15 protein-coding genes are annotated in these 24,163 nt (G+C 71.7%); 10 read left to right on the top strand and 5 right to left on the bottom strand.

Annotation, left to right across the window (positions count from 1 at the left end; all coding sequences use genetic code 11):
• The first annotated feature begins 155 nt into the window (after positions 1-155).
• Positions 156-2,441 (top strand): glycogen debranching protein GlgX, encoded by a 2,286-nt coding sequence (gene glgX, locus ACN6LB_RS21675; protein WP_356134110.1) that lies wholly within the window; start codon positions 156-158, stop codon positions 2,439-2,441.
• Positions 2,442-2,465: 24 nt separating this feature from the next.
• Here glgX and ACN6LB_RS21670 read toward each other — a convergent pair whose 3' ends face one another.
• The 4 genes from ACN6LB_RS21670 to ACN6LB_RS21655 all read right to left on the bottom strand — a co-directional run bounded on the left by ACN6LB_RS21670 (position 2,466) and on the right by ACN6LB_RS21655 (position 6,163).
• Complete coding sequence (locus ACN6LB_RS21670; RefSeq protein ID WP_356134112.1) at positions 2,466-3,110, bottom strand: response regulator transcription factor; 645 nt, start codon at positions 3,108-3,110, stop codon at positions 2,466-2,468.
• A complete protein-coding gene (locus ACN6LB_RS21665; protein ID WP_445027406.1) occupies positions 3,100-4,371 on the bottom strand; it encodes a sensor histidine kinase in 1,272 nt (423 codons plus the stop codon). Before ACN6LB_RS21665 ends, ACN6LB_RS21670 begins: the two co-directional genes overlap by 11 nt.
• A gap of 80 nt (positions 4,372-4,451) precedes the next feature.
• Positions 4,452-5,246: an ABC transporter permease gene (locus ACN6LB_RS21660; RefSeq protein ID WP_445027356.1), complete on the bottom strand. Its 795-nt coding sequence runs from the start codon at positions 5,244-5,246 to the stop codon at positions 4,452-4,454.
• Entirely contained in the window at positions 5,243-6,163 is a 921-nt protein-coding gene (locus tag ACN6LB_RS21655; RefSeq protein WP_445027355.1) for an ATP-binding cassette domain-containing protein, read from the bottom strand. Before ACN6LB_RS21655 ends, ACN6LB_RS21660 begins: the two co-directional genes overlap by 4 nt.
• A 206-nt stretch (positions 6,164-6,369) precedes the next feature.
• On the opposite strand from ACN6LB_RS21655, the gene ACN6LB_RS21650 reads away from it, so the two are divergent.
• The 7 genes from ACN6LB_RS21650 to ACN6LB_RS21620 all read left to right on the top strand — a co-directional run bounded on the left by ACN6LB_RS21650 (position 6,370) and on the right by ACN6LB_RS21620 (position 18,784).
• The gene (locus tag ACN6LB_RS21650; RefSeq protein ID WP_445027354.1) at positions 6,370-8,202 is read left to right on the top strand and encodes an ABC transporter ATP-binding protein; all 1,833 of its coding nucleotides are present in this window, start codon (positions 6,370-6,372) and stop codon (positions 8,200-8,202) included.
• Positions 8,199-10,085 (top strand): ABC transporter ATP-binding protein, encoded by a 1,887-nt coding sequence (locus tag ACN6LB_RS21645; protein WP_445027353.1) that lies wholly within the window; start codon positions 8,199-8,201, stop codon positions 10,083-10,085. The genes ACN6LB_RS21650 and ACN6LB_RS21645 overlap by 4 nt, the downstream gene beginning before the upstream one ends.
• Positions 10,086-10,165: 80 nt before the next feature.
• Positions 10,166-11,896 (top strand): ABC transporter ATP-binding protein, encoded by a 1,731-nt coding sequence (locus ACN6LB_RS21640; protein ID WP_445027352.1) that lies wholly within the window; start codon positions 10,166-10,168, stop codon positions 11,894-11,896.
• Complete coding sequence (locus ACN6LB_RS21635; RefSeq protein ID WP_445027351.1) at positions 11,893-13,740, top strand: ABC transporter ATP-binding protein; 1,848 nt, start codon at positions 11,893-11,895, stop codon at positions 13,738-13,740. Before ACN6LB_RS21640 ends, ACN6LB_RS21635 begins: the two co-directional genes overlap by 4 nt.
• A gap of 440 nt (positions 13,741-14,180) precedes the next feature.
• Positions 14,181-16,226, top strand: a complete 2,046-nt coding sequence (locus tag ACN6LB_RS21630; protein ID WP_356134124.1) for a M4 family metallopeptidase — start codon at positions 14,181-14,183, stop codon at positions 16,224-16,226.
• Between the two features lie 311 nt (positions 16,227-16,537).
• Positions 16,538-18,193, top strand: a complete 1,656-nt coding sequence (locus ACN6LB_RS21625) for a M4 family metallopeptidase (protein ID WP_356134126.1) — start codon at positions 16,538-16,540, stop codon at positions 18,191-18,193.
• Positions 18,194-18,265: 72 nt separating this feature from the next.
• A complete protein-coding gene (locus tag ACN6LB_RS21620) occupies positions 18,266-18,784 on the top strand; it encodes a DUF1990 family protein (protein ID WP_445027350.1) in 519 nt (172 codons plus the stop codon).
• 21 nt (positions 18,785-18,805) lie between these two features.
• Here the strand turns inward: ACN6LB_RS21620 and glgP are convergent, their stop codons facing one another.
• Positions 18,806-21,424, bottom strand: a complete 2,619-nt coding sequence (gene glgP / locus ACN6LB_RS21615) for an alpha-glucan family phosphorylase (RefSeq protein WP_445027405.1) — start codon at positions 21,422-21,424, stop codon at positions 18,806-18,808.
• Positions 21,425-21,786: 362 nt separating this feature from the next.
• Between glgP and ACN6LB_RS21610 the strand changes: the two genes are divergently transcribed.
• Entirely contained in the window at positions 21,787-22,989 is a 1,203-nt protein-coding gene (locus tag ACN6LB_RS21610; RefSeq protein WP_445027349.1) for a S8 family peptidase, read from the top strand.
• A 245-nt stretch (positions 22,990-23,234) separates the two neighbouring features.
• On the top strand, positions 23,235-24,163 hold a 929-nt coding region (locus ACN6LB_RS21605; RefSeq protein ID WP_445027348.1), incomplete at its 3' end, for a maltotransferase domain-containing protein.

Here is a 24,163-nt window from a genome sequence, read left to right as displayed (position 1 = left end):
CACGCAGGGCCCAACGACCATGCACCTCTGGGGAAACGTGAGTGCGAGCCAAGGTCTGGGCAGAACAGTGGGGAGGACGACGCGAAGGGGAGCCGCGGCCGGGACGCCGTACGCCCCCCTTCGAGCCGTTCCACCGAGCCGCAGGAGGCTGACAGGTGTCGAGCGCAGCCAAGCAGGAGGCAGTTCAGGAAGGGGCGGTCCCGGAGCAGGCGGTCCCGGAAGGGTCGGCTCCGGGCGGCGGGGCGTCCGCGCGCCCCGCCGCCGTGCTGAACGGCGCGCACCCTGCGGAGCCGTCCGTGGCGGTGTGGCCGGGGGCCCCGACCCCGCTCGGGGCGCGCTTCCGTGTCGGCCCCGACGGTGTCGCGGGCACCAACTTCGCGCTGTGGGCGGGCGGCGCGGAGGCGGTGGAGCTGTGTCTCTTCGACGAACTCGGCGTGGAGAGCCGGGTTCCGCTGACCGAACTGACGCACGAGATCTGGCACGGCTTCGTGCCCGGGTCCATGCCGGGACAGCGCTACGGCTACCGGGTGCGCGGCCGCTGGGACCCGTGGACCGGCGCCCGCTGGAACCCGGCGAAGCTGCTTCTCGACCCGTACGCCCGTGCGGTGGACGGCGACTTCAGTCTGCCGCCCGAGGTGTACGGCCATGTGCGTGACTGGCCCCAGCAGCAGGTCGCGGACACCGTGCGCGACGACCGGGACTCCGCGCCGTACGTCCCCAAGGGTGTCGTCGTGCACGATGACGACGACTGGTCGGACGACCGCCGCCCCAAGACGCCGTGGGCGGACTCGGTGATCTACGAGATGCATGTGCGCGGATTCACCAAGCTGCACCCCGGGATTCCGGAGGAACTGCGCGGCACCTACGCCGGGTTGGCGCATCCGGCGGCCGTCGAGCACCTCGTGAGGCTCGGCGTGACGGCCGTCGAGCTGCTTCCGGTGCATCAGTTCGCCCACGAGGACCATCTGTTGCGCAAGGGGCTGCGCAACTACTGGGGCTACAACTCGATCGGCTACTTCGCCCCGCACGCGGCCTACGCGGCGTCCGGGACGACCGGCCAGCAGGTCGGCGAGTTCAAACGCATGGTGCGCGCCCTGCACGCCGCCGGAATCGAGGTCATCCTCGACGTGGTCTACAACCACACGGCGGAGGCCGGGGAGTTGGGGCCGATGCTGTCGCTGCGCGGCATCGACAACCGGGGCTACTACCGGCTGCAGTCGGACGCGCGCAGGTACGCGGACTACACGGGCTGCGGCAACACCCTGCATGTCGTCCAGCCGCACGTGCTGCGGCTGATCACCGACTCGCTCCGGTACTGGGTGACGGAGATGGGGGTCGACGGTTTCCGTTTCGACCTGGCGGCGGCGCTCGCGCGGTCGATGCACGACGTCGACATGCTCTCCCCCTTCCTCGCCGTCATCGCCCAGGATCCGGTACTGCGCCGGGTGAAGCTGATCGCGGAGCCCTGGGACGTGGGCTCGGGCGGCTACCAGGTGGGCGCGTTCCCACCGCTGTGGACGGAGTGGAACGACCGCTACCGCAATGCCGTACGGGACTTCTGGCGGGGTGCGCTGCCGGACGTACGGGATCTCGGGTACCGCCTGTCGGGGTCGAGCGACCTGTACGCGTGGGGCGGTCGGCGGCCGTACGCGTCGGTGAACTTCGTGACGGCCCACGACGGCTTCACCCTGCGCGACCTCGTCTCCTACGAGCGCAAGCACAACGAGGCGAACGGGGAGGGCAACCGGGACGGCACGGACGACAACCGGTCGTGGAACTGCGGGGTCGAGGGCGAGGCGGACGACGAGCGTGTACGGGCCCTGCGCCGACGGCAGTTGCGCAACCTGCTGACGACGCTGTTGCTGTCGACCGGGGTGCCGATGCTGGTCGCGGGCGACGAGCTCGGGCGCACGCAGCGGGGCAGCAACAACGCGTACTGCCAGGACAACGAGATCAGCTGGGTCGACTGGAGCCTGCTGGAGGAGCCGGGCTGGCGTGCCCTGTTCGACCTCACCGCCCGGCTGATCGAGCTGAGGCACCGTCATCCGGTGCTGAGGCGGCGGGCGTTCTTCTCGGGGCGGGCCCACTCGGCGGACGGGCTGCGGGACCTGGCGTGGTTCACGGCGCGGGGCACGGAGATGACGGAGCGGGACTGGTACGCCCCCGCCGGCACGCTCGGCATGTACCTCTCCGGGCGGGACATTCCCGGCCGGGACGCGCGGGGCGCGCCGATTCTCGACGACAGCTTCCTGGCCGTCCTGCACGCCGGGGACCGGCCGACCAGCTTCGTTCTGCCGGGGCCGCCGTGGGCGGAGCGGTACGAGGTGGTCGTCGACACCTCGCAGGAGGAACAGGCGGCGGCGCCGGGTCTGGTGCACCGGGCGGGGGCGACGGTCACGGTGCCGGCGCGGGCGGTGCTGCTGCTGCGGGTGGCGGACTGAGCGCGGCGGGGAGCGGCTCCCGGATCAGCCCAGGATGCCCCGCTCGTACGCCACCGCCACCGCGGCCGCCCGGTCGCTGACGCCCAGCTTCGCGTACAGATGGGTGAGATGGGTCTTCACGGTCGCCTCGCTGATGAAGAGTTCGCGGGCGATCTCGCGGTTGGACGTGCCCTTGGCGACCAGGGCGAGGACCTCGCGCTCGCGGGCGGAGAGGGACTCGTTGCCGGGAGCCGCGGGAGCGCGGACCGCGGAGACCAGCCGGGAGGCGACGGCCGGGGAGAGGACGGTGCGTCCCTGAGCCGCCGCGCGGACGGCGGTGAACAGCTCCTCGCGCGGGGCGTCCTTGAGCAGATAGCCGGTGGCGCCCGCCTCGATCGCGGGGATCGTGTCGGAGTCGGTGTCGTACGTGGTGAGGACGAGGACCTTCGCACGGGCGCCCGTGCGCGTCAGCCGGGCGATGGCGTCGACCCCGCCGCCCCCCGGCATGCGCAGGTCCATCAGGACCACGTCCGGGTCGAGGGCCGCGGCCCGCTCGACCGCCTCGACGCCGTTCGACGCCTCGCCGAGCACCCGGAATCCGGGCGCGGCCTCGAACATGCCGCGCAGACCGTCCCGTACGACGGGATGGTCGTCTACGACGAGCAGGGTGATCACAGGGTCATCCGTCATGGCGGACCAACGGTACGCGAGCCGACACCGCCGTGCCGTGCCCCGGTTCCGACTCGACGGTGAGCGCGCCCGCGATGCGCTCGGCGCGGGCACGCATGCCGTCGAGGCCGAAGCCGCCGCTGCCGGTGCGTGCGGGGACGGCGAGCGGGTCGAAGCCGCGGCCGTCGTCGCGGATGTCGAGCAGGACCTCCTCGCCCATGAAGGACAGGGTGACCCCGGCGCGGGTGGCGGCCGCGTGCCGCCCGGCGTTGGACAGGGACTCCTGGGCGATGCGCAGCAGGGTCGCGGAGACCTCGTCATGGAGCTGTTCGGCCGTGCCGGTGACGGTGAACTCGGCGCGGACGCCGGTGCGTTCGCCCCAGGCGGCGACGGTCTTGCGGAGCGCCTCGGGCAGGCCGTCGGAGGCGAGCGCCACGGGGGCGAGGTTCTGTACGGAGCGGCGGGCCTCGCCGAGGCTGTGCCGGGCGAGGTCGGCGGCGCGGTCCAGGTGTTCCCGGGCGGCGGCCGGGTCGGGGGTGCCCGCGACGACCTGGAGCTGGGCGATGATCCCGGTCAGGCCCTGCGCGATGGTGTCGTGGATCTCGGCGGCGAGGCGGCGGCGTTCGTCGGCGACCCCGGCCTCCCTTGCCTGGAGGAGGAGTTGGGCGTGCAGTGCGGCGTTCTCGTCGAGGGCCTGCTGCAACGCGGTGTTGGTGCGTTCGAGTTCGGCGATGGTGGAGGTCTGGACGCGGGCGTGCTCGTCGTCCTGGGCGGCCAGGCGGCTGAAGACGGCGAGCAGGCCGACGTTGACGCCGAGCACCAGGCAGAAGCCGAGCCACATCACCCAGCCGTGCGGGGGCATGCCTCCGACCTGGGATCCGGACATGGTGACGGCCGTGGCGAAGAGGCCCGCCTTCACCAGGCGCGGGCGCAGCAGCCGGCTGACGTCGTAGTACCCGGTGACGGCGTAGAAGGCGAAGAACGGGTTGAGCCAGCACAGGGCGAAGCCGAAGGCCCAGCGGACGCCGTAGTAGACGGCGCCGGCCGCGGACGGGCCCGGCCGGCTCCGGGCCGCCTTGTCCCACACCAACTGCAGGGCGAGGGCCGCGAGCACAAGGACGGTGGCCGCGTACGCCTCGGCCGTGGCCATGCCGACCGCGCCGGCCGAGACGACGGCGGCGAGGGCGCCGATGCCCAGGAGTCCGTACGGTCCCCAGCGGTGGAACGCCGCCCGCCGCGCCCCGCTCCCCGTGTCGGCGGCCCTGACCGCGATGCCGGGCATCGACATCGCGACCGCGGCCGCCCCCGTGCCGCCCGCCCCTGCCTCGTCCGTCATGGCCCCAGTGTCGTGCACGGCCTGGCTCACTCCCAGCGGAACCAGCGCGTCGCCGCGCCGGACAGCAGCAGGATCCACATCACGAGCACGCCCAGGTGGGTCCAGCCCGGCCAGTGCCCTGCCGCCGCCTGGTTCAGGGCCTCGGCCGCGGCCCCGAACGGTGTGCAGCCGACGATCCGGGCGAGGGTGTGCGGCATGGCCTGCACCGGCAGCCACACGCCCGCGCAGAACATCATCGGGAAGAACACGGCCGACCCGATCGCGCCCGCGATCTTCGTCGTGCGGGACAGGGCGGAGATCACCGAGCCGAGCGCGAGGGCGACCAGCACCGCGAGCAGGAGGGCCAGCGCGTAGCCGAAGGGCTGCTTCGGCAGGCGTACGTCGAAGGCGAGCCGGCCGACGGCGAGGGCGAGCAGCGCGGACACCAGGGCCGCCCCTCCGTAGAGCACCATCTGCGCGCTCAGCAGGGCGCTCGGCCGTACGGGCGTGGCGGACATGCGGCGCAGGATGCCGCGCTCGCGGTAGCCGGTGAGCGTCTGCGGCATCGACTGCAGTCCGCCCATGATCAGACCGAGCAGCACGGCGACCGGGACGTACGCGTCGACCGTGCGCAGCCCGCCGAGGGAGGAGTCGGCCTCGCGGAAGGACGGGATGGAGCCGAGGATCGCCAGCAGGAGGGTGGGGAACAGCAGGATCCAGAAGAGGGCGCCGGGTTCGCGGCGGAAGAGCCGGACCTCGGTGCGCAGAACGGCGGGGTTCAGTGCAGGTTTCAGTGCAGGTTTCGCGGCGGACTTCGGGGCGGTTTTCACCAGGGTGCTCATGCTGCGGTCTCCGTCAGGTCGAGGAACGCGTCGTCCAGCGTGGCGTCGGTGACGCGGAGCTGGTGGGCGGTGATGCGGTGGCGGGCGAGCAGCGTGAGGACCGCGTTGACCGTCTCGTCGGTGCCGGACAGGGTGAGGCGGCCCTCCTTGTGCTCGACGGACGCGAGGGCGGGGAGCGTGTTCAGGTCACGCTCGTCCAGCGGCGCGGACGGCGTGAAGCTGATGACCGTGGAGCCCGCCGAGCGGCGGATCAGCCCGGCCGGGGTGTCCAGGGCGGCGACGCGCCCCTGGTCGATCACGGCGATCCGGTCGCACAGGCGCTGCGCCTCCTCCATGAAGTGCGTGACGAGCAGGACGGTGACACCGCTCGCGCGGACGTCCTCGATGAGCTGCCAGGTGTCACGGCGGGCCCGCGGGTCCAGGCCGGTCGTCAGCTCGTCGAAGACGACGACCCGGGGACTGCCGACGAGGGCGAGCGCGATGAACAGGCGCTGTTTCTGGCCACCGCTGAGCTTGCCGAAGCGGGTGCCCAGCCGCGCGGTGAGGCCGAGGCGTTCGGCGAGGGGACGCCAGTCGGCCGGGCGCGGGTAGAAGGAGGCGTAGAGCTCCAGCGCCTCGCCGACAGTGAGCTTCGCCTGGAGCTCGCTCTCCTGGAGCTGGGCCCCGAGGACGCGGGCGACCTCCTCGTGGTCGGCGACCGGGTCGAGGCCGGTGACGCGGACGCGGCCCGCGTCGGGGACACGCAGGCCCTCGACGCACTCGACGGTGGTGGTCTTGCCGGCGCCGTTCGGGCCGAGGATCCCGAAGATCTCGCCCTCCTCGACGGCGAAGGAGACGCCGTCGACGACGGCCCGGCCGCCGTAGGACTTGCGCAGGCCGCTGACTTCGATCACGGATGTGGCTGGTTTGACGGACATGCTTCGAGGGTCCCGTCGAGGCGGGGCCCGGCACATCGCCCATCGCGCTGGAGACCGCATCAGCCGATCGGTTGATGCGGCGGTACGACCCCCGCGAAGGCGGTGGTACGACCCCTCGAACGCGCAGGTCGTAGGACCGACGGCCGATCCCGGTCCGGCCAAAACTCGCTGGGCGTTGTCAGTGCCGATCCGTAGGCTCGCCCGTGATGCCCACGACACGTGCAACCACCAAGGACCACTCCGCCGTACGGACGCTGCTGCGCCTGTGGCCGTATGTGCGGCCGGTGCGACTGCGGCTGTTCGCCGCTGCCTTCGTGTCGGTGGTCGCCTCGTGTCTGGGTCTGGTGATTCCGCTCGTCCTGAAGTGGCTCGTGGACGGACCGGTGGCCGACCGGGACACCGGGGGCATCTGGCTGGGCGCGCTGTATCTGCTGCTGCTCGGCTTCGCGGAGGCGCTGCTGTTCGGTCTGCGGCGGTGGCTGGTGGCACGGCCGCTGGCGGGCGTCGAGGCGGGGATGCGGGCGGATCTGTACCGGCATCTGCAGCGGCTGCCGGTCGCCTTCCACGACCGGTGGGCGTCGGGGCAGTTGCTGTCGCGCGGCATGACCGACCTGATGCTGCTGCGCATGTTCCTCGCCTTCCCTCTTACGTTCCTGCTGGTCAACGCGGTGACGATCGTGGTGGGCGTGGCCATCATGCTGTTCCAGGACTGGACGCTCGGGCTGGTGATCCTGGGGCCGGGCATCCCCGTGATGATCATGTGCTCGCTGTTCGAGGGGCGGTACGCGACGGTGGCCCGGCGCGCCCAGGACCAGGTGGGCGATCTGACGACGGTCGTCGAGGAGAGCGTGCTCGGCATCCGGATCATCAAGGGGTTCGGGCAGCACCGCAGCCAGGCCCGCGCCTTCCGGGACCTGTCCTCGACGCTGCGCGGCACGGAGTTCGACAAGGCGCGGCTGCTCGCCGTGATCTGGGCCGTCATCGTCACCCTGCCGGAACTGGCCATCGGCGCCGCTCTCGTCCTCGGCACCGTCCAGGTCGCCGACGGCGACCTCTCGGCCGGCACCCTGGTGGCCTTCCTCTCCACCGCGCTCGCCCTGCGCTGGCCCATCGAGTCCATCGGCTTCCTGCTCGCCATGAGCCAGGAGGCGGCGACGGCGACGGAGCGGTACTTCGAGGTGATGGACGAGGAGCCGGAGTCGGCGGACGCCCCGACGGCGCACGCACCCCTCCTCGTCGCGGACGCCCCGACCGCGCAGGGACCCGCGGCAGGCACGGCCGCCGCCGCCGCGGACGGCGGACTCCGGTTCCACGACGTCCGGTTCCGCTACCCCGACGCTCCCGCCGACGCGCTTCCCGTCCTCGACCGCATCGACCTGCACGTCCGCCCCGGCGAGTCGATGGCCCTGGTGGGCGCGACCGGCAGCGGCAAGACGACGCTCACCGCGCTCGTCCCCCGGCTGCACGAGGTGACGTCGGGCCGCATCACCCTGGACGGCGTGGACATCACGGCGATGCCCCGGGCGGCCCTGCGCGAACTCGTCGCCGTCGCCTTCGAGGAGCCCACCCTCTTCTCGGCCACCGTCGGCGAGAACGTCCTCATGGGCGCGCCGCACTCCGCGGGCGAACCGGAGCTGGAGCGGGCGCTGGCCGTCGCCCAGGCCGACTTCACGCACACGCTGCCGCAGGGCACGGCCACCCAGGTCGGCGAGCAGGGCCTGAGCCTGTCCGGCGGCCAGCGCCAGCGTCTCGCCCTGGCCCGGGCGGTCGTCGGGCGCCCCCGCTTCCTCGTCCTGGACGACCCGCTCTCCGCACTGGACGTCCACACGGAGGCCGCGGTGGAGGCCGCGCTGCGCCGCGTGCTGGCCGAGACGACCGCCCTGATCGTGGCCCACCGCCCGTCCACCGTGCTGCTCGCCGACCGTGTGGCGCTGCTCTCCGGCGGCCGTGTCGCGGCGGTCGGCACGCACCAGGAACTGCTGCGCACCAACGCCGAGTACGCCTGGCTGATGTCGGGCACCGAGGAGGACGACCGATGACGGCGCCGACGACGACCGCGCCGGACAAGGACCCGGACAGCAACACCGGCGACGGCGGCGGCAAGGGGCGGGCCGGGCAACCGGCCGATCACCGCGACCCCTTCGACCACGACGATCTCCCCACGCCCCCGGGCGCGACGGCCGCGCTGCTGCGCTCCCTGCTGGCCCCGCTGCGGGCCCGCGTCGTGCTCACGACGGTGCTGCTCCTGGTCCAGCAGGCGGCGGTGCAGCTGGGCCCGCTGCTGGTCGCGTACGCCATCGATCGCGGCGTACCGGCGTTCCGCCGTGACGACCACGGTCCGCTGATCGCGGTCGGGGTGGCGTACGCGCTGTGCGCGGTGCTCTCCGGGGCTCTGCAGTACGCGTTCATCCTGGCGTCCGCGCGGGTCAACCAGGACGTGCTGCTCGATCTGCGCGGCCGGATCTTCCGGCACGCGCAAGCCCTGAGCATCGACTTCCACGAGCGCTACACCTCGGGCCGGCTGATCTCCCGCTCCACCACGGACGTCGAGTCGCTGCGCGAGCTCCTCAGCGAGGGCCTGCAGGAACTCGTCATGGTCATCCTGTCCTTCGTCTACATCTCCGCGATGCTGCTCTGGCTGGACCTGGGCCTCGGTGCGGTGGCGGTGGCCTCGTTCGTGCCGCTCCATCTGCTCATCCGCCTCTACCGGCGCCGCGCGGCCAGGATCTTCCTGCTGCGGTCCACCGCGATCGCGGCGGTCATCGTGAAGTTCGCGGAGACGATGAACGGCATCCGCCCGGTGCGCGCGTTCAGGCGCGAAGCGGCCAACGACGCGGACTTCCGCGTACTGAACCAGCGCCACGAACGCGTCAACGCCGACTCCTTCCTGGAGATGGCCCGCTATGTCACCAGCTCCCGCCTGGTCGCCAACATGGCGGTGGCGGGCATCGTGCTGTGGGGCGCCCACCGGGTGGCGGACGGCTCGCTGGAGCTGGGCGTCCTGGCGGCGGCGGTGCTGTATCTGCGCCGGCTCTACGACCCCATCGACCGCCTGGCCATGTTCCTCAACTCCTACCAGTCGGCGGCGGCCTCGCTGGAGAAGATCGCCGGGTTGCTGGCCCAGACGCCGTCGGTCCCGGAGCCTTCCGCACCGCGCCCGCTGCCCGCCCTGGAGTCCGAGCACCCGGGCCGGGAGGTGGTGTTCGACGACGTCCGCTTCGCCTACCGCACCGGCGGCGAGGTCCTCCCGCGCTTCTCCCTCACCCTGCCCGCCGGGCAGACCGTGGCCGTCGTCGGCTCGACGGGCGCCGGCAAGTCGACGCTCGCGAAGCTGCTGGCCCGCTTCTACGACCCCTCCGAGGGACGGGTCCTGCTCGACGGCGTCGACCTGCGCGAGCTGTCGGTGCCCGAACTGCGGCGCGGTGTGGTGATGGTGACGCAGGAGGCGTTCCTGTTCTCCGGCACGGTCGCCGAGAACATAGCGATCGGCCGCCCCGACGCGTCCCGCGAGGACATCGAGCAGGCGGCCAAGGCGATCGGCGCCCATGACTTCATCAGCTCGCTGCCCGAGGGCTACGACACCGACGTACGCAAGCGGGGCGGCCGCATTTCGGCGGGTCAGCGCCAACTGGTCGCGTTCGCGCGGGCGTTGCTCGCCGACCCGGCGGTCCTGATCCTCGACGAGGCGACCAGCTCGCTGGACATCCCCGGTGAACGGGCCGTGCAGCGCGCCATGCTGACGGTGCTGCGCGGCCGTACGGCGGTGGTCATCGCGCACCGGCTGTCCACGGTGGAGATCGCGGACCGGGTGCTGGTCATGGAGCACGGCCGGATCGTCGAGGACGGCAGCCCGGACCGGCTCATCGCGGACACCGGCAGGTTCGCGGACCTGCACCGGGCGTGGCGGGACAGCCTGGTCTAGACGCCGCGAAGATCCGTCAGAAGCCCCCTAGCAGCGGGGAGGCAGCGGACGCAGACCTGAGTGGGGCGAGGGAGCTCAAAATGATTGACGCGTACGGGGATCCAGGTACCCCGGACTGCCGCGGTGGCGGCCGGTATCTGTGGTGGCTGGTCACTCGGCAGCCGGGCCGCGCCGCGGCCGGGGCGCTGCTCGGCAGCACCTGGCTGGTGCTGATAGCGGTGGCGCCGTACCTGCTGTCCCGGGCGATCGACGACGGCCTGGAGCCGGGCGACCAGACGGCGCTGGCCGGCTGGACCGCCGCCCTGGTCGGTGTCGGCGCGTTCAACGCCTGGCTGAGCATCATGCGGCACCGCACGATGACCCGGGTCCGGATGGACGCCAACTTCCGCACGGTGAAGGTCGTCGTGGGGCAGTCGGTCCGGCTGGGCTCCGCGCTGTCGCGCCAGGTCGGGGCCGGTGAGGTCGTCACGATCGGCGTGGGCGACGTCCAGACCATCAGCCAGGCCCTGACCGTCGTCGGCCCGGGCGTCGGCGCCGCCGTCTCCTACCTCTTCGTCGCCGCTCTGCTGCTCTCGGTCTCGCCGCTGCTGGCCGGCGTCATCCTGCTGGGCCTGCCCGTGGTCGTCGTCGTGGTGGGCCCGCTGATGGGACGGCTGCAGAACACGGAGACGGCGTACCGCGAACGACAGGGCGTGCTGACCGCACGGATCGGCGATCTCGCGGGAGGACTGCGGGTCCTCAACGGACTCGGCGGCAAGGGGCTGTTCGCCGACGCCTTCCAGCGGGACTCGCAGCGGCTGCGGGTGCAGGGGTACCGGGTCGGGGCGGTGACCAGCTGGATCCAGGCGCTGGGTGTCGGGCTGCCGACGGTGTTCCTCGCCGTCGTGACCTGGCTTGCGGCCCGGCTGGCCGCCCAGGGTGACATCACCGTGGGCGAGTTGGTGTCGGTGTACGGCTATGTCGCGGTCGTGGTGCCGATGGTGGCGTTCTTCATCGAGTTCGGTTACCAGCTCAGCCGCGGCGTCGTGGGGGCGCGTCGGGTCGTACGGTTCCTGCGTCTTGAGCCCCTGGAGGACAGCGGCACCAGGGACGCACCGGCCGAGCCCGCCGCGCTGCACGACCCGGAGTCCGGGGTGCGGGTGCTGCCCGGGCGGCTGACCGCGCTGGCCGGTGCCCGTCCCGCCGAGTCCGCGGCCGTACTCGACCGCCTCGGCCGGTACGCGCCGACGGCGGTGACCTGGGGCGCGGTGCCGCTCGACGAGATCGCCCTGCCGCAGCTGCGCGAGCGGATCCTGCTCGCGGACCACGACGCCGACCTGTTCGCGGGCCCGCTGCGCGAACTGATCGGCGGGCGCCGGGAACCCGCCGAGGACGACCTCGTGCGCGCCGTGCACGCGGCGGTCGCCGACGACATCGTGCAGGGCCTGCCCGACGGGCTCGACGCGGTCATGGACGCGCAAGGGCGCAACGTCTCCGGCGGCCAGCGCCAGCGCGTACGGCTGGCCCGGGCGCTGCTTGCCGACCCGGAGGTGCTGCTGGCCGTCGAGCCGACCTCGGCGCTCGACGCCCACACGGAGGCCATGGTAGCGGACCGGCTGCGGGCCGCGCGCAAGGGACGTACGACCGTCGTCACCACCACCTCCCCGCTGGTCCTCGACCGGGCGGACACCGTGCACTTCCTGGTCGACGGCAAGGTCGCCGCGAGCGGCAGCCATGCCCGGCTGCTCGCCGAGGAGCCGGGATACCGCGCACTGGTCGCACGGGACGAGGACGCCGAGACCGCCGAGACCGCCGAGGAGGTCGTACGGTGACGCCTGCGACGCAGTTGCCGAAAGACCTGTCGGGAGAACGCTCGGGAGAACGCTCGGGGCAGTTGCCCGTCGCCGAGCAGGCCGACGTGCGGCGGGCGGCGCTCAGGCTGATCCGGGCCGACCGGCGGGCGTTCCTCGCCGTGCTCGGGCTGAACGCGCTGGCGGCGGGTGCCGGTCTCGCCGGGCCGTGGCTGCTCGGCCGGATCATCGACGACGTCCGGGCGGGCGGGGGCGTCGGCGCAGTGGACCGGCTGGCGCTGGTGATCCTGCTGTGCGCGCTGGTGCAGTTGCTGCTGGCGCGCTGGGGCCGGTATGTCGGGCACCGCTTCGGTGAACGGACGCTGGCGCGGGTGCGCGAGCAGTTCGTCGAGCGGGCCCTCGCGCTGCCCGCGTCGGTGGTGGAGCGGGCCGGCACCGGCGACCTGACGGCACGCGGCACGGCCGACGTCGTCGCCGTCGGCAGCACCCTGCGCGACGCCGGGCCCGAGCTGCTCATCGCCTCCGTGCAGGCGCTGTTCATCCTCGGCGCGGTCTTCGTCATCAATCCGCTGCTGGGCGGCTGCGGGGTGGTCGGCCTGGTCGGGATCTGGATCGGGCTGCGCTGGTATCTGCGCCGGGCACGCGCCGGGTATCTGGCGGAGGGCGCGGCCGTTTCGGACGTCGCGGAGATCCTCGCGGCCACCGCCTCCGGGGCCCGTACGGTCGAGGCGTTCGGGCTCGGGGAGCGCCGGGTGGCCGCGAGCCGGGAGGCACTTGAGACATCCCGGCGTACGCGGCTGTACACGCTGTTCCTGCGCAGCGTGTTCTTCCCGGCCGTGGAGGTCTCCTATCTCGTCCCGGTGGCGGGTGTGCTGCTGCTCGGCGGCGCACTGCACGCACGGGGTGCGATGAGCCTGGGCGAGGTGGTCGCGGCCGCCCTGTATCTGCGCCAGCTCAGCGATCCGCTCGACAGGATCCTGATGCGGGTCGAGCAGTTGCAGAGCAGCGGCGCCTCCTTCGCCCGGGTGGAGGGACTGGCCCGGGCGCCGCGGGCCGAGGCCGCGGACGCGCCGGTGCCGCAGGACGACCGGATCGACGTACGCGGGGTGCGGTACGCGTACGACCGCGGGGGCGAGGTCCTGCGCGGGATCGACCTGACCGTGCGCCCCGGGGAACGGCTGGCGCTCGTCGGCCCGTCCGGGGCGGGCAAGACCACTCTGAGCAGGCTGCTGTCGGGCATCGACCGGCCGACCTCGGGCACCGTGACGGTGGGGCGGGTGCCGGTCGCCGATCTGGACGCCGAGCAGTTGCGCCGGCAGGTCGTGCTGGTCACCCAGGAGCACCATGTGTTCCTCGGCACCGTCCGCGAGAACCTGCTGATCGCCGAACCGTCCGCCACCGACGCCGAGTTGTGGGCGGCTCTCGCCGCGGTCGACGCCGCCGGGTGGGTGGCCGAGCTGCCGGACGGCCTGGACACCGTACTGGGCTCGGGCGGGACCGCCCCGGAGTCCGGCACCGGGCGGCCGGGCGGAACGCCGGTCACGGACGGCTCGCAGGCCCAGCAACTCGCTCTGGCCCGCGTCGTGCTGGCCGACCCGCACACGCTGATCCTCGACGAGGCGACGGCCCTGCTGGACCCGGCGACCGCCCGCCACACGGAGCGCGCGCTGGCCGCCGTCCTCGCGGGCCGCACCGTCATCGCCGTCGCGCACCGTCTGCACACCGCGCACGACGCGGACCGCGTGGCCGTGATGGAGGACGGCCGCCTCACCGAACTCGGCACGCACGACGACCTGGTGGCCGCGGACGGCGCGTACGCGGCGCTGTGGCGCTCGTGGCACGGGGACGGTCACGCGTACGACTGAAGCCAAGGACCGCGGTCGGGTGTGCGTCCTCTCGCCCGGCCGTACTCGTTGCCCCTCGCACCCCGGCCACCCCGGTGGACAACTCCCGTCACACCGCGGCGCCCCGCCGGCCCCTGCGTCGACGCGCTTCCGCCCCTGTCCGACTTGGGGATTGTTCAACTCTGTGCGTACGCCGGCCAACAAGTCCGTATACCGAACATGACCACCCGGACAACGGACCAATTCTGGCCAACATGTTGATGCGGTCCTGACAGACGATGCAATCTCCTGCCACTCTTCCCACGGCCACTCCACAGCAACCTCACAGTCCCATCGCTGTGCCGTGTCCGCTCCACCCCATGCACCTGTTTCTGCGTACTTCCCTGTTGTGCCCGGACGGGTCACCCTCCGTTCGGTCTCCCCTGGCCGCGCGACCCGCGGCCACGCAGAAGGAGTCAGTGTTGAGCAGCAGTTCCTCCCACAGACGCACCTCCCACACCACCCAGCGCCGCATCGCGGGCGTCGCCCTCGTCGGCGTCACCGCCCTGCTGGCCGCGGCCGTGCAGTCGGGCGCCGCCAGCGCCGCCCCGGCACAGGCACCGTCGGCGGGCAAGATCAACCCCGGCGCCGTCGCCATGAAGCTCACCCCCTCGCAGCGCGCCGAGCTGATACGCGACGCCAACGCGGCCAAGGCGGACACCGCCAAGGACCTGGGCCTCGGGGCGAAGGAGTCGCTCGTCGCCCGTGACGTCATCAAGGACGCGAACGGCACCGTCCACACCCGCTACGAGCGGACGTACGCCGGTCTCCCGGTCCTCGGCGGCGACCTGGTCGTCGACACCGCGAAGTCCGGCAGGACCGGGCACGTCTACAAGGCGACGAAGGCCGCCATCAAGGTCGCCTCGGTCAAGCCGCAGATCACCGCCGCGAAGGCGGAGAAGCAGGCGCTGACCGCCGCGAAGGCCGCGGGCTCCAAGTCCACGGACGCGGACCGCGCGCCGCGCAAGGTGATCTGGGCCGGCAACGGCACCCCGACCCTGGCCTACGAGACCGTCGTCGGCGGACTCCAGGACGACGGCACCCCCAACCAGCTGCACGTCATCACCGACGCCGCCACCGGCAAGAAGCTCTTCGAGTACCAGGGCATCAAGAACGGCATCGGCAACACGCAGTACAGCGGCCAGGTCTCGCTGACGACGACGCAGTCGGGCTCCACGTTCACGCTGAACGACGGCGCGCGCGGCAACCACAAGACGTACAACCTGAACCACGGGACGTCGGGCACCGGCACGCTGTTCTCGCAGTCCAGCGACACGTGGGGCAACAGCACCACGTCGAACGCCGCGACCGCGGGCGCCGACGCGCACTACGGCGCCGCGGAGACGTGGGACTTCTACAAGAACACCTTCGGCCGCAGCGGCATCAAGAACAACGGCGTGGGCGCGTACTCCCGGGTGCACTACGGGAACGCGTACGTCAACGCGTTCTGGGACGACGGCTGCTTCTGCATGACCTACGGCGACGGCTCCGGCAACGCCGACCCGCTGACCTCGCTGGACGTGGCCGGCCACGAGATGAGCCACGGTGTCACCTCCAACACCGCGGGCCTCAACTACAGCGGTGAGTCCGGCGGTCTGAACGAGGCCACCTCGGACATCTTCGGCACCGGCGTGGAGTTCTACGCGGCCAACTCGACCGACGTGGGCGACTACCTCATCGGCGAGAAGATCGACATCAACGGCGACGGCACCCCGCTGCGCTACATGGACAAGCCCAGCAAGGACGGCGGCTCCGCCGACTCCTGGTACTCGGGTGTCGGCAACCTCGACGTGCACTACTCGTCGGGTGTCGCCAACCACTTCTTCTACCTGCTGAGCGAGGGCAGCGGCGCCAAGGTCATCAACGGCGTCAGCTACAACTCGCCCACCTCCGACGGTCTGCCGGTCACCGGCATCGGCCGCGACAAGGCGCTGCAGATCTGGTACCGCGCGCTCACCACGAAGTTCACCTCGACCACCAACTACGCGTCGGCCCGCACGGGCACGCTGGCGGCGGCGGGCGAGCTGTACGGCACCACGAGCGCCGAGTACACGGCCGTGCAGAACGCGTGGGCGGGCGTGAACGTGGGCTCGCGTCCCGGCGGTGGTGGCGGTGGCGGTACGTCCTTCGAGAACACGGCCGACGTATCAATTCCGGACAACGGAGCGGCGGTCACGTCGTCGATCACGGTCAGCGGCCGCACCGGCAACGCACCGACCAACCTCGCGGTCGCGGTGGACATCATCCACACCTGGCGCGGTGACCTCGTCGTCGACCTGGTGGCCCCCGACGGCTCGGTGTACAACCTGAAGGCCTTCAGCTCCTCCGACTCGGCGGACAACGTCCAGACGACCTACACGGTCAACGCTTCCTCCGAAGTCGCCAACGGTGCCTGGAAGTTGAGGGTTCAGGACAAGGCGGCACAGGACACCGGCTACATCAACAGCTGGAAGCTGACCTTCCCGTAAACCCTGAACGACGGGGTTTCCCGCAAGGCACAGGACAGGGCGCCGTCCCGGAGGTTCAACTCCCCGGGGCGGCGCCCTCTTTGCCATGCCCTGACCGCGCCTTGGTTGCCGCTTTGCCAGGACCGAACCGTCTCCGTGTGACCCCCAATTCTTCACCCAGACGTCGATTTTCAGCCAAGATCTGGTCGGGGTCATGACATTTATGTGCCTCCGATGTCACTCTTCCACCGCACGGCTCACCCGCACCGCAACTTCACACCGTCCGTACGGCTACCCCACGTTGTCCGGACGCCCCCACACGAGGAGCTTGCGTGACTCAGTTCTACGCGCGTCACAAGCGCACCACTCTGGCCATCGCCACTGCTGTCGCAGCCGGAGCCCTGCTCGCCACCGGTATGACCACCGGTGCATCCGCACAGAACGCCGCCTCCCCCTCGGGCAGCACCAAGCTCGCCGGTGCCCCGGTATCGCTGTCCACGGCGGCGCGCACGTCCCTGATCCAGCAGGCGCAGGCCAACACGGCCGCGACGGCTCAGGAGATAGGCCTCGGCGCCAAGGAGAAGCTGGTCGTCAAGGACGTCATCAAGGACGCCGACGGCACGGTGCACACGCGGTACGAGCGCACGTACGCCGGTCTCCCGGTCCTCGGCGGCGACCTGGTCGTCCACCAGAAGCCGGGCAAGACCGAGACCGTGACCAAGGCGACGAAGAAGACCATCAAGGTGGCTTCCCTCAAGCCGCAGGTCACCGCCGCCAAGGCCGAGAAGCAGGCCCTGACCGCGGCGCAGGCCGCGGGCTCGGCGAAGACCGCCGCGGACGGCGCACGCAAGGTGATCTGGGCCGGCAACGGCACCCCGACCCTGGCCTACGAGACGATCGTCGGCGGACTCCAGGACGACGGCACCCCCAACCAGCTGCACGTCATCACCGACGCCGCCACCGGCAAGAAGCTCTTCGAGTACCAGGGCATCGAGACCGGCTCCGGCAAGAGCCTCTACTCGGGCACGGTCACCCTCAACACCACCAAGTCGGGCACGACGTACCAGCTGACCGACGGCACCCGCGGCGGCCACAAGACGTACAACAAGTCGCACGGCACCAGCTCGTCGGCCGGCACCCTGTTCACCGACGCGGACGACGCCTGGGGCACCGGCACGGCCTCCAGCTCGGCCACGGACCAGACCGCGGCCGTCGACGCCGCGTACGGCGCGCAGGAGACCTGGGACTTCTACAAGTCCACGTTCGGCCGCAGCGGCATCAAGAACAACGGTGTGGCGGCCTACTCCCGGGTCCACTACGGCAACGCGTACGTCAACGCGTTCTGGGACGACAGCTGCTTCTGCATGACGTACGGCGACGGCGAGGGCAACACCGACCCGCTGACCTCGCTGGACGTGGCCGGCCACGAGATGAGCCACGGTGTCACCGCGAACACCGCGGGCCTGGACTACTCGGGCGAGTCCGGTGGCCTGAACGAGGCGACCTCGGACATCTTCGGCACCGGCGTCGAGTTCTTCGCCAACAACGCCTCCGACAAGGGCGACTACCTCATCGGCGAGAAGATCAACATCAACGGCGACGGCACCCCGCTGCGCTACATGGACAAGCCCAGCAAGGACGGCGGCTCCGCCGACTCCTGGTCCTCCTCCGTCGGCAACCTGGACGTCCACTACTCGTCCGGTGTCGCGAACCACTTCTTCTACCTCCTCTCGGAGGGCAGCGGCGCCAAGACGATCAACGGGGTCAGCTACAACTCCCCGACGTCCAACGGCTCCACGGTCACCGGCATCGGCCGCGACAAGGCCCTGCAGATCTGGTACAAGGCGCTGACGACGTACTTCACGTCGTCGACCAACTACAAGGCCGCCCGTACCGGCACGCTCTCCGCGGCGAGCGCCCTGTACGGCTCCACCAGCACCGAGTACAAGGCGGTGGCGGCGGCCTGGTCCGCGGTCAACGTCAGCTAGTCACTGCCTGACCGACGCCAGGGCGGTACCCGGAGCGAAGGCAACTCCGGGTACCGCCCTAGGCTGTCCCCCATGCTCTCCCCGGACACCCCCTTCAGCTACGAGGACGTGGGCGCCACCCGCGACGGCCGCTGCCCGCCCGGGTTCCACCCCCTCCACGTACGTACGCGCATCGGCGAGGGCGAGAAAGTCTTCCGTACGGCGGCCGACGCCGTCCTGACCTGGGAGATGCACCGCGCGATGGGCGTCGGCATCTCCGCGGACGCCGACAGGGCGGCCCCCGGCGTCCACGTCACCGTCGGCCTCGGTCCCCTCATCAAGGCCCCCTGCCGCATCGTGTGGACGGTGGAGGAGTACCGCCGCGCCGGCTGGGCCTACGGCACCCTCCCCGGCCACCCCGAATGCGGCGAGGAGGCCTTCGTCGTCGAACGCACCGGCGACGGCACGGTCTGGCTCACCGTCACCGCCTTCAGCCGCCCCGCCAAGTGGTACGCCCGCGCGGCGGGCCCGGCGACGCGCGGCCTCCAGCACGCGTACGCCCGACGGTGCGGGGCGGTCCTGCGGAAGATGTGCGCGCCGTACGAGGAGTAGGTCACAACGGGGCAGGCCCCCTCACCGCAGCAGAACCCCCGCCCCCTCCCCCGTCTCCTCCGAAGGCACCGCCACCAGGCCCAACTCCGCGCCGGAGGCGAGGAGTCGATGGGTCGGGAGGATGCGGACCGTGTAGCCGAAGGGGCCGGTGCGGTCCAGGGACAGGGGGCCCTCGTAGATCCAGCGGCCCTCCGCGTCCGGGCCGCCCGCCGGTTTCAGCGGGACGCAGCTCGCGTCGGCGATGCCGTCGTCGGAGTCCACGCGGCCGGAGACAGCCTGGACCTCGACGTCGTCCGGGACCAGTTCCCCGAGGCCGACCCGCACGTGCAAGGACAGGGTGGTGCCGAGTTCGGCGGTGGTCGTGGCGACGGACGCCTCCACGTGGTCGACCTTCACGTGGTGCCACGCATCGCGCACCCGTGCCTTCCAGCCGGCCAGCTCGCGGGCGGTGTCCGGGGACAGGGCGCGATGGGCGTGGGCGGCCGGGGCGTACAGGCGCTCCACGTATTCGCGGACCATGCGGCCTGCCAGCACCTTCGGGCCCAGGTGGGTCAGCGTCTGGCGGACCATCTCGATCCAGCGGTCGGGCAGGCCGCCCTGGCCCTGTTCGTAGAAGCGCGGGGCGACGCGCTGTTCCATCAGGTCGTAGAGGGCCGCGGCCTCCACGTCGTCGCGGCGGTCGTCGTCCGTGGCCGTGCCGTCCGCCGTCGGGATGGCCCAGCCGAAGTCGGGCTGGAACCACTCGTCCCACCAGCCGTCCAGGACGGAGAGGTTCAGACAGCCGTTGAGCGCCGCCTTCATTCCGCTCGTCCCGCATGCCTCCAAGGGCCTGAGCGGGTTGTTGAGCCAGATGTCGCAGCCGGGATAGAGCTTCTGCGCCATCGCCATGCCGTAGTCGGGCAGGAACACGATCCGGTGGCGTACGCGCGGGTCGTCGGCGAACCGGACCAGCTCCTGGATCAGGCGCTTGCCGCCGTCGTCCGCCGGGTGCGCCTTGCCCGCGACCACGATCTGGATCGGGCGCTCGGGGTGCAGCAGCAGATCCATCAGGCGGTCGCGGTCGCGCAGCATCAGTGTCAGACGCTTGTAGGAGGGGACGCGGCGGGCGAAACCGATGGTGAGGACGTCCGGGTCCAACACCCCGTCGATCCAGCCCAGTTCGGCCGTTCCCGCGCCGCGCTGGCGCCAGGAGGCGTGCAGGCGTTCGCGCACCTCCACCACGAGCTGTTCCCGCAGGACGCGGCGCAGGTCCCAGATCTCCTGGTCGGCGATGTCCGCCACCGCGTCCCAGCGGTCCGAGGCGCCCACCGTCATCGCGTCCTCGGTGCGCTGCGCGCCGATCTGCCGGGCGCCGAGCCGGAAGACCTCGGGCGCCACCCAGGTCGGGGCGTGCACCCCGTTGGTCACGGAGGTGATGGGCACCTCCTCCGGGTCGAAGCCCGGCCAGAGCCCGGAGAACATCTCCCGGCTGACGTGACCGTGCAACAGGGAGACCCCGTTGGCGCGTTGGCCCAGCCGCAGCCCCATCACCGCCATGTTGAAGAGGTTGGGCTCGCCTCCCGGGTAGGTCTCCATGCCCAGCCGCAGGACGCGTTCGACGTCGATGCGCGGGAGTTCGGCGTCGGCGCCGAAGTGCCGGGCCACCAGCTCCCGGTCGAAGCGGTCGATGCCGGCGGGGACGGGGGTGTGCGTGGTGAAGACAGTGCCCGCCCGGACCGCCTCCAGGGCGGCATCGAACTCCAGCCCCTCGTCGGCCAGTTCGGCGATGCGCTCCAGGCCCAGGAATCCCGCGTGCCCCTCGTTGGTGTGGAACACCTCGGGCTGGGCGTGGCCGGTGAGACGGCAGTACGTCCGCACCGCCCGCACTCCTCCTATACCCAGCAGCATCTCCTGCAGCAGCCGGTGATCGCTGCCGCCGCCGTAGAGCCGGTCGGTGACGCCGCGTTCGCCGAGGTCGTTCTCCTCGACGTCGGAGTCGAGCATGAGCAGTGGGACCCGGCCGACCTGGGCCAGCCAGACGCGGGCGTGCAGCGCGCGGCCGCCGGGCAGCGCCAGGGAGACCTGGGCGAGGGTGCCGTCGGGTTCGCGCAGCGGGGCGACGGGCAGTTCGTTGGGGTCGAGGACCGGATAGTGCTCCTGCTGCCAGCCGTCCCGCGACAGGGACTGGCGGAAGTAGCCGTGCCGGTAGAGCAGCCCGACGCCGATCAGGGGGACACCCAGGTCGCTGGCCGCCTTGAGATGGTCTCCGGCGAGGATGCCGAGGCCGCCCGAGTACTGCGGCAGCGCGGCGGTGATGCCGAACTCGGGCGAGAAGTAGGCCACGGCGGCGGGGAGTTCGGCGGTCTGGTTCTGGTACCAGCGGTCGCCGCTCACGTAGTCGCGCAGGTCGTCGACGGCCGCGCCGAGCCTGCGCAGGAAGCGGCGGTCCTCCGCGAGCTCCGCGAGGCGCCCGGTGGACACGCTGCCGAGCAGCCGTACGGGGTCGCCGTCGGACGCGGCCCAGCGCTCGGGGTCCACGGACTGGAAGAGATCGCGTGTCTCGGCATGCCAGGACCAGCGGAGGTTGCGTGCCAGGTCACTGAGCGGGTGAAGGGCTTCGGGGAGTACGGGACGTACGGTGAGTCTGCGGATCGCCTTCACAGCGGCCACCTTCACAAAGGACGTACGCGGCAGTGCGGTGGAGAGCCTGCGGGACAGGCTCTGAGGGGCGCACCTCGTCGTACGCCCTTCGTCCCTACGACGGTAGCGGCGCGGGCGCGGATCCAACTACGGCGCATCGACTCCGTGCCTCCCCGGCTTGAGCACCGCTGCGGTGACTTCGGCGGAAAACTGCCGCAACCCTCACGTGTACCGCATGAGCGATATGGCTGATTCCGCCCTCCTGTGCGTTCTTGTGGTGCTTCACGCGGCACGAGAGGCTGCCCAGTGGCGGACCGGACCGCGCAGGCCGGACGTGGCGAGACGCGGCCGTCGTACGCCTGTCGAGGAGGGGAACTCAAGCCATGGCACGGACGCGAGAGAGGCGTCTGCGCTGGGCGGGGGGCCTTGTCGCCGTCACGACGGCTGCGGCACTTTCGGCCATCACCCTGCCCGCGCACGCCGCCCCGGAGGGGCAGATACTCGGCGCCGGCGATCCCGGTTCCGTCAGCGGAAGCTACATCGTGACACTCAAGGGGAGTACGAAGGCCCCGTCGAAGACGGGCAGGAGCATCGCCGCCACGTATGGGGCGAGAATCAGCCACACCTACGGCACGGCCCTGAACGGCTATGCGGTGAGGGTCGACGAGCGGCAGGCGCGGCGGCTCGCGGCGGACTCCCGCGTGGCCTCGGTCGCCCAGGACACCCGGATGGTGCTGGACCACTTCCAGAAGAATCCGCCGTCCTGGGGCCTGGACCGCATCGACCAGCCCGGCCTGCCGCTCGACAAGGGCTACACATGGCCCGAATCGGCGGGCGCCGGCGTGACGGCGTACGTCATCGACACCGGCATCCGGATCACCCACAAGGACTTCGGCGGCCGGGCGAGCTACGGCTGGGACTTCGTCGGCAACGACAGGACGGCCAAGGACGGCAACGGGCACGGCACGCATGTCGCCGGCACCATCGTCGGCACGAAGTACGGCGTGGCGAAGAAGGCCAAGGTGGTCGCGGTCCGCGTCCTGGACAACGCGGGCTCGGGCACGACCGCGCAGGTCATCGCGGGCATCGACTGGGTGACCCGGCACGCGCACAAGCCCGCGGTGGCGAACCTGAGCCTGGGCGGCTACGCCAACCTCCAGCTCGACGCGGCGGTGCGCAACTCGATCGCGTCGGGGGTCACCTACGCCGTCGCGGCCGGCAACGACGGGCTGCCGGCGGGCCTGTATTCACCCGCCCGGGTCAAGCAGGCCCTCACGGTCGGCGCGAGCGACAAGGCGGACCGGCGGGCGGCCTTCTCCAACACGGGTGCCTCGCTCGACCTGTTCGCGCCGGGCGTGGCGATCACGTCGGCGTCGTACACGAGCGACACCGGGAAGGCGACCTTCTCCGGTACGTCGATGGCGAGTCCGCACGTGGCGGGGGCGGCCGCGCTCTATCTGGCGGGCCATCCCCGGGCGGCACCCGCCGACGTCGGCAAGGCTCTGGTAAAACATGCCGTCACAGGGAGAATTTCGGACGTCGGTCCCGGCTCGCCGAACAAGCTCCTTCAAGTCGGCAACCCATAGCGGGGCGGGCCACCGAGGCGCCCGGGCCGCGCAGGTCAGCAGCCCCGGATGAACGGATGTGACATGTATCGGCCTCGTCCTCACCGGGCGAGGCCGGTCTTGTGTGTAGACATACGCGTGAGTAGTTAACAAAGTGCCGGAATGCGCACCCGCATAGGGTGGGAAGGCTCCCCCGGTACACCCCGCAGGCCCCACCTCCCCACACCCTCATCCGCCCACCCACGTTGATGCGGACAGGAGCGGTCATGCCCGCAACGCACCACTCGTCGTCACCCCCGACGCGCACCCCGGCCCCCGCGGCCGGTACCGACGAACCGGCCAGGTCCGGCACCGAGGTACCAGCGAGGACCGGTATGTCCGACACCATTCCGATACGACGGGCCGACACCGGTCCCCCCACCTCTTCGGCACCCCCTGCGAGCAGCGGCGACACCGTGGGGCGTATCCCGGTCCTCGATGTCCGGCCCGTCGTCCAGCACGGACGGCGGCCCGCCAAAGCGGTCGTCGGCGAGGCCTTCGAGGTCTCCGCGACGGTCTTCCGCGAGGGGCACGACGCGGTCGCCGCCAACGTCGTCCTGCGTGACCCGGACGGCCGCCCCGGCCCCTGGACCCCGATGCGGGAACTGGCCCCCGGCACCGACCGCTGGGGCGCCACCGTGTCCGCGGGGAAGGAGGGCCGCTGGACGTACCGGGTCGAGGCGTGGGGCGATCCGGTCAGCACCTGGCGCCACCACGCGGGCATCAAGATCCCGGCGGGGATGGACACGGAACTGGTCCTGACGGAGGGCGCACGCCTGTACGAGCGGGCGGCGGCCGGGGTGCCCAAGGGCAAGGGGCGCCGGGACACGATCCTCGCGGCCGTGGACGCGCTGCGCGACACGGGCCGCCCTGCCGCGGCCCGGCTGGCCGCCGCTCTCACGCCCGAGGTGAACGAGGTCCTCGCCCGCCATCCGCTGCGCGACTTCGTCACGTCGTGCGAGCCGATGCCTCTGCTGGTGGAGCGTGAGCGGGCGTTGTACGGCGCCTGGTACGAGTTCTTCCCGCGTTCCGAGGGAGCCGTGGTCGAGGAGGGCAGGCCGCCGGTCAGCGGCACCTTCCGCACGGCCGCCGAGCGGCTGCCCGCGGTCGCCGCGATGGGCTTCGACGTGCTGTACCTGCCCCCGATCCACCCCAT

Source organism: Streptomyces sp. SAS_270 (genome assembly GCF_052543295.1).
Note: the sequence above shows the minus strand (reverse complement) of the source record. Positions and strands in the feature narration are given on the sequence as shown.

What these genes read in the sequence shown, in the direction of transcription:
- ACN6LB_RS21670 (WP_356134112.1), bottom strand. Translation starts at nt 3,110, where the DNA reads ATGACGGATGACCCTGTGATCACCCTGCTCGTCGTAGACGACCATCCC.
- ACN6LB_RS21665 (WP_445027406.1), bottom strand. Translation starts at nt 4,371, where the DNA reads ATGCCCGGCATCGCGGTCAGGGCCGCCGACACGGGGAGCGGGGCGCGG.
- ACN6LB_RS21660 (WP_445027356.1), bottom strand. Translation starts at nt 5,246, where the DNA reads ATGAGCACCCTGGTGAAAACCGCCCCGAAGTCCGCCGCGAAACCTGCA.
- ACN6LB_RS21655 (WP_445027355.1), bottom strand. Translation starts at nt 6,163, where the DNA reads ATGTCCGTCAAACCAGCCACATCCGTGATCGAAGTCAGCGGCCTGCGC.
- ACN6LB_RS21650 (WP_445027354.1), top strand. Translation starts at nt 6,370, where the DNA reads ATGCCCACGACACGTGCAACCACCAAGGACCACTCCGCCGTACGGACG.
- ACN6LB_RS21645 (WP_445027353.1), top strand. Translation starts at nt 8,199, where the DNA reads ATGACGGCGCCGACGACGACCGCGCCGGACAAGGACCCGGACAGCAAC.
- ACN6LB_RS21640 (WP_445027352.1), top strand. Translation starts at nt 10,166, where the DNA reads ATGATTGACGCGTACGGGGATCCAGGTACCCCGGACTGCCGCGGTGGC.
- ACN6LB_RS21620 (WP_445027350.1), top strand. Translation starts at nt 18,266, where the DNA reads ATGCTCTCCCCGGACACCCCCTTCAGCTACGAGGACGTGGGCGCCACC.
- ACN6LB_RS21610 (WP_445027349.1), top strand. Translation starts at nt 21,787, where the DNA reads ATGGCACGGACGCGAGAGAGGCGTCTGCGCTGGGCGGGGGGCCTTGTC.